The 12601-nt window shown below is 75.8% G+C and carries 7 protein-coding genes; 3 read left to right on the plus strand and 4 right to left on the minus strand.

Annotated elements, in window-relative coordinates:
- The first annotated feature begins 29 nt into the window (after positions 1-29).
- The 3 genes from ATL51_RS23300 to ATL51_RS23310 are packed head-to-tail and all read left to right on the plus strand — an operon-like array spanning position 30 to position 6007.
- On the plus strand, positions 30-4931 hold the full coding sequence (locus ATL51_RS23300; RefSeq protein ID WP_100879948.1) for an NAD-glutamate dehydrogenase: 4902 nt from the start codon (positions 30-32) through the stop codon (positions 4929-4931).
- Between the two features lie 9 nt (positions 4932-4940).
- A complete protein-coding gene (locus ATL51_RS23305) occupies positions 4941-5366 on the plus strand; it encodes an acyl-CoA thioesterase (RefSeq protein ID WP_073578230.1) in 426 nt (141 codons plus the stop codon).
- On the plus strand, positions 5363-6007 hold the full coding sequence (locus tag ATL51_RS23310; protein ID WP_073578229.1) for a hypothetical protein: 645 nt from the start codon (positions 5363-5365) through the stop codon (positions 6005-6007). The genes ATL51_RS23305 and ATL51_RS23310 overlap by 4 nt, the downstream gene beginning before the upstream one ends.
- A 26-nt stretch (positions 6008-6033) precedes the next feature.
- On the opposite strand, the gene ATL51_RS23315 is transcribed toward ATL51_RS23310, so the two are convergent.
- The 4 genes from ATL51_RS23315 to ATL51_RS23330 all read right to left on the minus strand — a co-directional run bounded on the left by ATL51_RS23315 (position 6034) and on the right by ATL51_RS23330 (position 12569).
- Entirely contained in the window at positions 6034-9603 is a 3570-nt protein-coding gene (locus tag ATL51_RS23315; RefSeq protein WP_100879949.1) for a YncE family protein, read from the minus strand.
- A gap of 36 nt (positions 9604-9639) precedes the next feature.
- Complete coding sequence (locus ATL51_RS23320; protein ID WP_100879950.1) at positions 9640-10944, minus strand: coiled-coil domain-containing protein; 1305 nt, start codon at positions 10942-10944, stop codon at positions 9640-9642.
- 186 nt (positions 10945-11130) lie between these two features.
- Positions 11131-11514: a globin gene (locus ATL51_RS23325; protein ID WP_073578226.1), complete on the minus strand. Its 384-nt coding sequence runs from the start codon at positions 11512-11514 to the stop codon at positions 11131-11133.
- 23 nt (positions 11515-11537) lie between these two features.
- Positions 11538-12569 (minus strand): mechanosensitive ion channel family protein, encoded by a 1032-nt coding sequence (locus ATL51_RS23330; protein WP_253069401.1) that lies wholly within the window; start codon positions 12567-12569, stop codon positions 11538-11540.
- Positions 12570-12601 lie beyond the last annotated feature (32 nt).

Here is a 12601-nt window from a genome sequence, read left to right on the forward strand (position 1 = left end):
AGCGCGGACGCGGCCGTCCCGGTCCGCCGATGGCGTCGGTACCGCGGGATAGGGTGACGGCCGTCAACACACGCACGGGGCCGGAGTGGATCGTGAGCAGCGGGACGACGGGGCAGACCGGGAACACCACGAGCACCGACGGGCCGGGCGGTGATCCCCGCCCCGGGAGCGGTGCCGCCGCGGAGCTCGTCCGTCTCTACGCCCGGCACACCCCGGAGACCGACGCGACCGGCGGCGCGGAGCTGCCCGGGCCGGCGACCGTCGTCGACACCCATCTCGCGCTCGGCGCGCACCGCGAACCCGGCCGGGCCGCCGTCCGGGTGGCCGCCGCCGGGGGAGACGCGGTGACGGTCGACATCGTCACCGACGACATGCCCTACATCGTCGAGTCGGCGCTCGCCGGGATCGGCCGGGCCGGCGGCACCGCGCGGCGCGTCGTGCACCCGATCCTGGTCGTGCACCGCGCCGCCGACGGCACGCTGACCGGCGTCGACACCGCCGCCGACCCGACCGACCCCACCGAGGGGGCCTCGGTCGAGTCGTGGATGCACGTTGACCTCGTGTCCTCCGGGGACCTCGACCCCGACGCGCTGCACGCCGAGCTGGAACACACGCTCTCCGCGGTCCGGCAGGTCGTCGACGACACCGCTGCGATGACCCTGCGCGCCCGCGCCCTCGCCGACGACCTCTCCGGGACCGGTGCCGCCACGGCCGCCGACACCGACGAGGACGACGTGCACCCGGCCGAGGTCGCGGACCTGCTGCGCTGGCTCGTCGACGACCACTTCGTGTTCGTCGGCTACCGCCACTACTCCCGACGCACCGATGACGGGGGTGGCCCGGACGGGCGCCTGCGGCCCGACACCGACACCGGTCTCGGCGTGCTGCGCCCCGGCGACGCCGGCGCGAACGTCTTCCTCCCCGAGGAGACCGGCGCCGCCGACCCCGCGGGCCTGCTCCTGTTCACCCGGGCCAGCGAGCGCAGCCGGGTGCTGCGTGCGGTGCACCCGTACTACGTGGGGGTCCGCACCCGCGACGCCGACGGGACCGTCACCGGCGAGCACCGCTTCCTCGGGATGCTGACCGTCCCGGCCCGGCACGAGTCGGTCCTGGACATCCCGGTCGTCGCCCGCCGCATCCGCGGCGCCATCCGGCGCGCGGGCTTCCCGGCCGACTCCTACTCCGGGCAGCAGATGCTCGAGGTGTTCTCCCAGCTGCCGCGCGCGGAGCTGTTCACCTCGTCGCAGAATCGGCTGCACGACACCGCCGTCGGTGTGCTGGAGGCGGGCGCCCGCCGCGCGGTGCGGCTGTTCGTCCACCCCGACCCGTACCGCCGCTTCCTGTCCTGTCTGGTCTACCTGCCGCGCGACCGCTACACGACCGCGACCCGGCTGAAGATCACCGACATCCTGCGCACCCGGCTCGGGGGCACCGACGTCAGCTACACCGCGCAGGTCGGCGACGTCGAGCTGGCGCTGCTGCACCTGACGATCACCACCGATCCCGGCGCCGAGCCGGTCACGGTGGACCTGGCCGAGCTGCAGGTCCACGTCGCCGAGGCGACCCGCACGTGGGACGACCTGCTCGTCGCCGCGCTCGGAGACGCCGGGCCCGCCGCCCGCCCGATGCTGGCCGGGGTCCCCGAGTCCTACAAGGCGACGGTGACCCCGCTGCGCGCCGTCGAGGACCTGCGGCGGCTGATGACGCTGGGGGAGAAGGGCGAGGACGCGTTCGACCTGCGGCTGTACCGCAGCATCGAGGGCGACATCCGGTTCGCGCTCTATGTCGGCGACGACCCGGTCACCCTCACCGGTGTGCTGCCGCTGCTGCAGCAGCTCGACGTCGAGGTCGTCGACGAGCGGCCCTACGAGTTCCGCCGCCCCGACGGCCGTCGCTGCTGGCTCTACGACTTCGGGCTCCGGCCCCCGCAGCCCGCCGGAGCCCCCGCGGTCCCGACGGTCACCGTCGAGGACGCCGGGCGACGGTTCGAGGAGGCGTTCGCCGCGGCCTGGCGGGGCGACGCCGAGTCCGACCGGTTCTCCGCGCTCGTCCTGCGCGCCGGTCTGCACTGGCGCGAGGCCGCCGTCCTGCGGGCCTACAGCCGCTACACCCGCCAGCTCGGCGGGCTGTTCACCCTGCAGTACACGGCCGGCGTCCTGGTCGCCCACCCGCAGGTCGCGCAGGGTCTGATCGCCCTGTTCCGCGCCCGGTTCGACCCGGCCACGGCCGACGCCGACGAGCGCGATGCCGCCCACCAGCGGGCACTGGAGAACGTCACCACCCTGATCGACCAGGTCTCCGGCCTCGACGCCGACCGCATCCTGCGTGGCCTGCTGGCCGTCATCGAGGCGACGCTGCGGACCAACTGGTTCCGGGGCCGCCCGTTCTTCTCCTTCAAGCTGGACCCGGCCGCCGTACCGGACATGCCGCTGCCCCGTCCGCGGTTCGAGATCTTCGTGTACTCGCCCGCGGTGGAGGGCGTGCACCTGCGGTTCGGCCCGGTCGCCCGCGGCGGTCTGCGCTTCTCCGACCGCCAGCAGGACTACCGCACCGAGGTGCTCGGCCTGGTGAAAGCCCAGGCGGTGAAGAACGCCGTCATCGTCCCGGTCGGGGCGAAGGGCGGGTTCGTCGTGCGCAGGCCCGGGCCGGCGCCCGAGCACGTCCGGGACTGCTACCGGACCTTCATCTCCGGGCTGCTCGACATCACCGACAACCTGCTGACCCACGCCGACGGCGCCACCGAGACGCTGCCGCCCACCGACGTGGTGCGTCACGACGGCGACGACTCCTACCTCGTCGTCGCCGCGGACAAGGGCACCGCCACGTTCTCCGACCTGGCCAACTCCGTCGCCGAGTCCTACGGCTTCTGGCTGGGCGACGCGTTCGCCTCCGGCGGCTCGGTCGGCTACGACCACAAGGCCATGGGCATCACCGCCCGCGGCGCGTGGGAGTCGGTCAAGCGGCACTTCCGCGAGCTGGGCGTCGACACCCAGCGCGAGGAGTTCACCGTCGTCGGCGTCGGCGACATGTCCGGCGACGTGTTCGGCAACGGGATGCTGCTGTCGGAGCACATCCGGCTCGTCGCCGCGTTCGACCACCGGCACGTGTTCGTCGACCCCACCCCGGACGCCGCGACCTCCTACGCCGAGCGTCGCAGGCTGTTCGAGCTGCCGCGCAGCTCCTGGGCCGACTACGACACCTCCCTGATCAGCGCCGGTGGCGGGGTGTGGCCGCGGACGGCGAAGAAGGTGCCGGTCGGGCCGGAGATCCGGGCCGCGCTCGGGCTGGCCGACACGGTCACCGCGATGTCCCCGCCCGAGCTGATCCACGCGATCCTGCTCGCCCCCGCCGACCTGCTGTGGAACGGCGGCATCGGCACCTACGTCAAGGCGTCCGGCGAGACCGACGGCGAGGTGGGGGACAAGGCCAACGACGCCATCCGCGTCGACGGCCGTGCCCTGCGGGTGCGCGTCGTCGGCGAGGGCGGCAACCTCGGGCTCACCCAGCGCGGGCGGATCGAGTTCGCCCGCCACGGCGGCCCGGACGGCGCCGGCGGCCGGGTCAACACCGACGCCATCGACAACTCCGCGGGTGTCGACTGCTCCGACCACGAGGTCAACATCAAGATCCTGCTGGACCGCCCGGTCGCGGACGGCTCCCTGGACCGCGACGCCCGCAACGAGCTGCTCGCGTCGATGACCGACGAGGTGTCCGCCCTCGTGCTCGCCGACAACGTCGCGCAGAACCAGGTGCTCGGCGTCGCGCGCGCCCACGCCCCGGGCATGGTGGGTGTGCACGCCCGGATGGTCACCGACCTCGCCGGGCGCACCGGGCTCGACCGCACGCTGGAGGTCCTGCCCGACGAGGCGGGGTTCGCGCGCCTGGCCGCCGACGGTCTCGGTCTCACCGGCCCCGAGCTGGCGACGCTGCTCGCCCACACCAAGCTCGACCTCACCCACCGGCTGCTGCAGACCGACCTGCCCGACCTGCCGGCGTTCGCGCCGACTCTGCCCGGCTACTTCCCGCACCCGCTGCGGGAGCGCTTCGACCACGCCGTGCGCAACCACCCGCTGCGTCGCGAGATCATCGGTACGTCGCTGGTCAACGACATGGTCGACGGTGCCGGGATCAGCTACGCGTTCCGGCTGGGCGAGGAGATCTCCGCGGGCCCCGACGACGTGCTGCGCGCCTACACCGTCACCACCCGCGTGTTCGGGCTGCCCGCGCTGTGGGAGGCCGTCCGCCGGGCCGAGGTCGGAGTCCCGATCGCCGACGCGGTGGTGCTGGAGTCGCGGCGGCTGCTCGACCGGGTGTCGCGCTGGTTCCTGACCAACCGGCCGCAGCCGCTCGCCGTCGGCGCGGAGGTCAACCGGTTCGCCGGCCCCATCGCGGAGCTGCGGGCGCGGCTGCCCGAGCTGCTGCAGGGCCGCGAGCTCGACGCGGTTCAGGAACGTGCCGCGGAGCTGCGCGCCTGCGGGGTGCCCGAGGAGATGGTGGAGTCGGCCGCGCTGTCGCTCTACGCCTACGGGCTGCTCGACGTCGTCGAGCTGGTGGAGCTGTCCGACCGCGAGGCCGAACCACGGCCCGGCGCCGAGGTGGCCCGCCTGTACTACGCGCTGTCCGAGCACCTCGGCGTCGACCAGGTGCTGACCGCGGTGTCCCGGCTCGACCGCGGGGACCGCTGGCACGCGCTGGCGCGACTCGCGCTGCGTGACGACCTCTACGGGTCGCTGCGCTCGATCACCCTCGACGCGCTGCGCGAGACCCCGCCCGGCACGGGTGTCGACGACGCGATCGCCGCCTGGGAGCAGGCGAACTCCTCGAAGCTCGCGCGCGCCCGCAGCGCGCTGGAGGAGATCGGGGCGTCGGCGTCGCTGGACCTCGCGACCCTGTCGGTGATCTCGCGTCAGCTGCGCGGACTGGCCCGGTAGGAGCTCCCCGTGACCGCCTTCGTCGCCGAGGTCCCGCTGCGCTGGACCGACCAGGACGCCTACCGCCACGTCAACCACGCCCGGATCGTCACGCTCGTCGAGGAGGCCCGCGTCGCGCTGGCCTTCACCGCCGCCGGGCGGGAGGGGCTCGCCGGGTTCTCCTCCGGGCTGCTCGTCGCCGGGCTGCACGTGGAGTACAAGCGGCAGCTGCCGTGGCGGCCCGAGCCGCTGCGGTGCGCGATCACCGTGCGGGAGCTGCGGGCCGCGTCGTTCGTCCTCGACTACGCCCTGCACGACGGGCCCGGCGCGGGCGACCCGGTCGCGGTCACCGCCTGGACCCGGATGGCCCTCTACGACCTCGAGGCGGACCGGGTCCGCCGGCTCACCGTCGACGAGCGGAACTTCCTCGAGCGCCACCTGGGAGGCGTGTCGTGACCCTGCGACTGGCGGACGCGACCGAGCGCGACGACCTCGGCGCGTTCACCGCGCGCGTCGCCCGGCTCGACCAGAGCGCCACGATCCGGCTCACAGCCGGTTCCGGCCGGGTCACCGCGTGGGCCCGCACCCCGTTCGACGTGCTCGTGACCCGATCGGTGGCCGGGGAGCTCGACCCGGCGCTGCCGGTCACGGCGCAGGCGTCGACGCTGCTGACGGCGCTGGCCGTCGACCGTTCCGCCGCGGTCGACCCCGGCCCGCCCGCGCCGTGGCTCGACGAGCTCCCGCCCGACGACGGCTGGTCCCGGGTCGACGACGTCCCCGCCGCGGAGCTCGACGAGCTCGCCGACCGGGGGCTGGCACTGGCCCGCGAGCACGCAGGCCCGATGGGGCCGCCGGCGTCGCTGCTGGACCAGACGGTACTGACGGTGTCCCCGCCGGACGCGGGCCGCCCGGTGACCGTGCCGATGCGGGTGCTGTTCGCGATGTCCGGGATGGGTTTCCTCGGCTCGGCGCCGCAGGAGACCGACGGGCCGCGGGTGCGGGTGTCCGCGTCGGGGTCGTGGATGCGGCTCGACGCCCGGTACGGGGCGGTGGTGAAGCGGCGCGTGGTGTCGCTGCCGCTGTCGGTCGCGCGCTGACGGTCCGAGCCCGCAGCCGGGACGGGTCAGGTCAGGTTCAGCACGCTGACCGCGCCGTCGCCGGTGACCCAGCCGGTGCGGCCGTCGGGGGCGACCGCGACGGCGGTCGGGTTCGGGGCGACGTCGGTGGTCCCGGTGACCTGCCAGGACCCGGTGTCGACCGTGACGAGAGCCTGCCGGGTCGCGACGTAGAGGTGGCGGCCGTCGGGGGCGAAGGCCATGCCGGTGGCGCCGCCGTCGACCTGCACGGTCGCGATCTCGCGGCCGTCGGCGGGGTCCAGGACGGTCACGGTGCCGGACTCCGGGCCGCCGACCGCGACCACGGTCCGCGGGACCGACGCGGGGCTGACGGCCAGGGACTCCGCGCCGCCACGCACCGGGAAGCTGCCGAGCACGGTGAGGCTGTCCGGGTCGAGGACGGTGAGCTGGTCGGCGCCGCGGGTGGCGAGGTAGACGCGGTCTCCCGCGTCGTTCGTGGCGCTCGCGTACGGGTCGCGGGACACCGGCACGGTCCGGGTGACGGTGCCCGCGTTCGGGTCGAGCTCCTCCACGGTGGCGTCCGCGCGGGACGGCACGTAGAGGAACCGGCCGTCGGGGGACACCGCGGCCGCGGCCGGGTCCCCGCCGACGGCAGCGGTCGAGACGACGGTCCGCCCCGGCACGTCGACGACGGCGATCTGCCCGCCGCCCTGACCGGCGGTGCTGACGTAGGCGCGGGTGCCGTCCGGAGAGGTCACCACCCCCTGCGGGGCGGCCGGGAGCTCGATCTCCCCGGTGACGGCGTCGGACGCGGTGTCGACGACCGCGAGCCGGTCCGCGTCACGGACCGCGACGAGGGCCGTCGAGCCGTCCGGGGCGGCCGCGACGGCGACCGGGGCGCCGCCGAGGGGCACGGTCGCCCGCACCGTCGGCTGTGCCAGGCTCGCCCCGGACGCGACCGCTTCCGGACGCGGCCCCGTGCCCGGACCGGCCGAGACGGCGGGCCGGGTCGCGTTCGCGCCCGGGTCGGACTGGCTGGGCGACAGCATCGCCCACAGCGTCAGCGCGCCGAGCAGCACGATCGCCAGCGCGATCGCGAGCCCGGCCGCGGACGGGCTGCGACGGCCGTTGCGCGGCTTCGCCGACATGATCGCCTCGCGGCGCGGGGTGACCGGCGGCTTCTCGCCGGTCACCGCGGCGTGGGCGGCGGCCTCCGCGGCCGCGGGCTGGACCGCGGTGCCCGGACCGGTGTCGCTGACCGTGCCGTCCCGGCCGGACGCGGCGCGGGCGGCGGCCACCGAGACGGCCCCGACCGAGGCCGCGGCGGCCGCGTTGCGGCTGGTCGTCGAGGCGTCCGACCGGTCCGGGTCCGAGAGGCCGGTCGTGTCGTCCGCCGCCGGGGCGTCCGGGTGTCCGGTGACTGGGGTGAGGCCCTGCAGCGTGGGTGGCTCGCCGTCGGTCCCGACGGGCCGCAGGACGACGGTGGTCTCGTTCTCGGACGGGGCGTCCGGTCGCGGTGCGGGCCGCCCGTCCGGTCCTCCGGGGCCCAGGCGGTCCGGGGCGGGGGCCCAGGAACGGGCACCGGGGGCGCCGTTCGACGGGTGGGCGCCGGTACCGGGCCCGTCCGGGCGGCCACCGGCCCCCGGGGCACCGGGCCGGTCGGTCGGAGACGAACCGAAGCCCTGCCCACCGGGGCGGTCGACGGGGTACGCCCCCGTGCCCGGACCACCGGAGCGGTCGGTCGGGAACGCGCCGGTGCCCGGTCCCGTGGGCCGGTCGGTGGGGAGTGAGCCGGTGCCCGGTCCGCCGGGCCGGTCGGTGGGGTACGCCCCGGTGCCCGGCCCGCCGCGCCGCTCGTCCGGGCCCGCGCCGGGGGCGGGGAACGTCCCGGTCCGCGCCGGTCCGGAGAACGCAGCGGCTGCGTGACCCGGGGCCGACCCGGAGCGCGACGGCGGGTCGCCGTACGACCCCGGCGTCGGGAACGCGACGTTGCGGGACGGTGCGGCGTCGTCCGTGGGCGGACGGCCGGTGTCCCACGCCGGGGCGTCCCGGTCCCACGCGGACGGCCCGCCGACGGAGGAACCCGGACCGCCGTCCGGGCCCCAGGCCGTGCCCCGGGGGGCATCGCCGTCCCGCGAGGAGTCGTCCCGGGCGGAACCCTCACCGGTGGTGTCGTCACGGTGGACGTCGTCGGAGGAGGGCCCGTCGCTGTCGGGCGCGGAGGCCGCGGTGTCGGCGCGGGAGCGCCACGGGTCGTCGGCGCGGCCCGGGAGCCGGCCGAAGCCGCTGCCCGAGTCGCCGCCGGCGGTGGCGAACAGGTCGTTGCCCGACAGCCCGGCCATCGCCGGACCGGACGGGGCCCCACCCATGGCCGGACGGGGCACCGGACGCTGCTCCGGGCCCGCGGGCGCGGGAGGTCTGCGACCGGGCATCGTCGGTCGGTTCCCGGACGGCGGGGTCGAGGGCCGCGCGGGCGGCTGCTCGGTCCGGTCGTCGGAGGAGTCCGCGCTCGGGTAGTGCCCGATCAGTGCGCCGGGCGGCAGGATGTCGGTCTCCGGGCCGTCGGCGCCGCTGCGCGCCGGGCGGGGCGGCCACCGCTTGGTGGTGTGCTGTCCCGCGGCGTCGCGGTCCCCGGCGCCGGAGCCGCCGGACTCCGTGGTGTCCCCGGCCGAGGGCGACGGGGCGGCGTCCTGGTCCGGGGTGGAGCCGGCGGTGGGGCGGGTGCTGTCGCCGAGCGGCCGCGGGGTGGGCGCGATCGGCGGGACGACGGTCGGTGCGGGTGCGGTCACCGGGACACCGTCCGGCCCGGGACCGGCATCGGTGCGACGACCGCCCTCCGCGGGGGTGGCGGCGGGGTCGGGCCGGTTCGCACCGGGCCCGGGGCCGGGACGTCCCGTTTGCGTGGGGTCCGGCCGGGGCGCCGACGGGACGGTGCCCGCCGCGTCCACCCCGGGAGCCGACGGGGAGACGTCCGACGAGCCGGACCGGGGAGTCGCCGGAACGGCGTCCGCCGGGCCGGGACGGGGTGCCGCCGGGCCGCCGTCCGTCGGGTCCGGCCGCGGTGACGCCGGCGTGGCGTCGGCCGGGCCGGGCGTCGGCGCGGCCGGGATGCCGCCGGTCGCGGGCGGTGTCCCGCCCGGTGTGCCCGGCGCGAACGACGGCGGCGGCGCGAAGCGGTCCGCCGGGGTGTGCAGGGGGTCGAGACCGTCGTCGCCGGGTTCGTCGGGCAGCGGCCCGACGCCCAGCGGGTCGTCGCCGAGGTCGCCGAGATCGGCGTAGTCACCCGCATCCGACGGCGGTTCGGGGGCAGCGGGCCGCGGTCCCGGGGTGGGACGTGGGGCGGGCGCGGGATCCCGTTCGCGGGACACCAGTTCGGTGAACCCGGTCGGGGTCGGCTCGCGCCGGGCGCCGTCGTCCTCGGACGTGGCCTCCGGCTCCGGGGGCTCGCCCGAGCCGGACCGCATGACCAGGTCGACCAGGGAGCCGGGGACCACCGGCACGCGGCCGGTCCGGATCGCCTCGCCGAGCCCGTCGGGGTTCGGTTCGGGGTCCGGCGGGCCGTCGGCACGCCGGGGGGAGCGGTCGTCGGGGCCCGGGTGACCGGGCGCCGACGTCATGCGTTCTGCGGCGGTCGGGTGCACATAACGATTCGATTATCGCGAGCGTCGCCCCGGGCCCGGACCCCGGGTGGCCCCCCGGCCCGTCCTGGTCGTCCCACCTGCGACGTCCGTCCTGGTCCGGGGCTGGTCACGCCCCGTTCCGAGATCACCGAACGGGAGGACCCCGATCGAGGTGAGCGAGATCGGCGGGATGCGGCCGACGGTGGTGCTGTCGGGGTCCTCCTCGGCCGGGCGGTGCCCGGGACCGAGGAGCAGGGAACCGGTGGCGGGCGCGTCCTCGTCCTCGTCGTCGGCGGGATCACCGGCCTCCGAGCCGGCGGCGTCGGCCGACGGCCTGCTGCCGAGCTCCGACACCGAGGCGATCGAACCCTCGTCCGACGCCGGCGCCGAGGTCGAGGACGGCAGGGAGACGGGCGGCAGGGAGACGGGCGGCAGGGAGACGGGCGCGGGGCCGAACAGGGCGTCGTCGAGGGCGGCCGAGACCGGCTCACGGTCCAGCTCCTCGGCGAGGGTGCGCTGCACCCTTGTCAGCTCGTCCCGGACGTCGTCGCGCAGCGCGGCGAGCCGCTCGACGTCGCGCACGACCGCCGACCGTCGCTCCCCGGCGCCCTGCTCGGCGTCGCGCAGCAGCGCGGCGGCCTCGGCGCGCGCGGTGGACAGCGTCTGCTCGGCGTCGGAGCGGGCGTCGGCGAGGATCCGCTCGGCCTCGGTGCGGACGCCGGACAGCCGGTCGGACACGGTGCGCTCCCGCTCGGCGAGGTCGCGCTCGCGGCGGTCGGCGTCGTGCTCACGGTCGTCGAGGGTGCTGCTGCGGGAGGCGAACTCGCGGTCCAGGGTGGCGGCGCGGCCGAGCAGCGCCTCCTCGGTGCGGGAGCGACGGTCCTCGGCCTCGCGGCGAGCGCGTTCCACGATCTCCGCGGCCTCGTCGGCCGCACGATCGCGCAGCTCGGCCGCCTCCTGCTCGGCGGCCTGGAGGACGCGTTCGACGCGGCGGCCGAAGCCGGCTTCCTCGGCGCGGCGCTCCTCACCGGCCCGGGCGGCGGAGTCGTTCTCCAGCTGCTCCTGCAGTCGCCGGACCTGCGCGCGGGCCGCGGACAGCGACTGCTCGGCCGCGTCCGCGCGGCGGATCTCGTCGTGGATGCGGTGGTCGAGCTCGGCCAGCCGGGTGTCGACCTCGCCGCGGTCGTAGCCGCGCAGGACGACGGTGAACCAGGAGCCGTCCTCGCCGTCGTGGCGGTCGGGGTGGGCCCCGGAGTCACCGCCGCGGTGCGTGTGCCGCGACGACCCGTCGACCGGCTCGTGCCGATGCGGACCGGACAGCGAGGGAGAGACGCTCACGATGAACCCCCAAGACGGGTGACTACGAGCCGCCCGACGTGCCGGGGCGGCGTCCCGTCCAACGAGACCGGACGCATTCGGTCACGTTCAGCGCTGGATCAACCCGGAAAGCGCCCGAATGCCACTCGAATGGCCGCCGGACGGCCGGGCCGGCGATCACAGTGTGTGGTAATACCCCTACTCGGGTCAGAACTCCGAGTTCTGCATGCTCGCCGCGGCGTACTGCAGGTAGTTCCACAGCTGCTCGCGGTGCTCCGGAGAGAGGTTTTCCTCGTCGACGGCGATCCGCATGCAGCGCAGCCAGGCGTCGCGCTCGATCGGGCCGATCGTGAACGGCACGTGCCGCATCCTCAGCCGGGGGTGGCCGCGCTGGTCGGAGTAGGTGCGCGGACCTCCCCAGTACTGCTCCAGGAACATCCGCAGGCGGTCCTCGGCCGGGCCGAGATCCTCCTCCGGGTACAGCGGCCGCAACACCTCGTCCCGGGCCACCTCCTCGTAGAACCGGTGGACGATCCGGTGGAAGACCGGGGCGCCACCCACCTCGGCGTAGAAGTTCTGCGGTGCACTCACGCCGACCAGTCTCCCAGGAGTCGTCAGTTCTGCTTCTGCGCCTGGCCGTCGAAGGCCGCGCCGGGGTAGACCATCGGCCGCGGGATGCCGTGGTCGTCGAACGCGTCGGTGATCGCGCCGTTGAGCGCGCGCTGCACCGCCCACTGCCGGCCGGGACTGACCCGCACGGTGATCCGCAGCGTGACGCCCTCCGGGCCGATCTTGTCGACGCCGAGCACCTCGGGGGCCTCCAGCACGTCACCGGCGATGTCGTCCTGGGAGGCGCGCTCGGTGGCGGTGCTCCCGGCCAGCTCGGTGGCCTCCTCGACGTCGGCGTGGTGGGCGATCGGCAGGTCGACCACCGCGACCGCGTAGCCCTGGCTCATGTTGCCCACGCGCAGGATCTCGCCGTTGCGGACGTACCAGACGGTGCCCTTGATGTCGCGGATCGTGGTGATCCGCAGGCCGACCGCCTCGACGGTGCCGACGGCCTCCCCGACGTCGACGACGTCGCCGACGCCGTACTGGTCCTCCAGCAGCATGAACATGCCGGACAGGAAGTCACGCACCAGGTTCTGCGCACCGAAACCGATGGCGAGCCCGATCACCCCGGCACCGGCCAGCAACGGGCCCAGCGGGTAGCCGAGCTCGTTCATCACCATCATCACCGCGACGAGCAGCACGACCGCCGAGACGATCGAGCGCAGCACCGAGCCGATCGTGCGTGCCCGCTGCGCCCGTCGCTGCGTACCCGGGTCCGCCGCCGGCGCGACGGCGGCGCCGCCACCCGGACGCAGTCGGCGGGCCCGGCCCACCAGCGCGGTGAACCGGCCGTTGGTCGCGCCGTCGACCATCCGCGCGATCGCCCGGTGCGCCAGCCACCGGAACAGCACCGCGACCACGACGATCACGGTGATCGCCACGGTCCTGCTGACCAGGGTGTCCGCGTGCTGGGCCAGGAAGTCGTTGCTGGTCCAGCGGTAGAGCGTGGCGCACCACGAACCGGCGTCCTGCACGCAGTCCGGCATCAGCGTCACGTTCTGCAGGGGTACGTCGGGCAGCACGACGGGGGTCACGAGTCCTCCTCGGGGGGCGGTGAGGGCTGCGT

Source organism: Pseudonocardia alni (assembly GCF_002813375.1).
Classification (GTDB): domain Bacteria; phylum Actinomycetota; class Actinomycetes; order Mycobacteriales; family Pseudonocardiaceae; genus Pseudonocardia; species Pseudonocardia alni.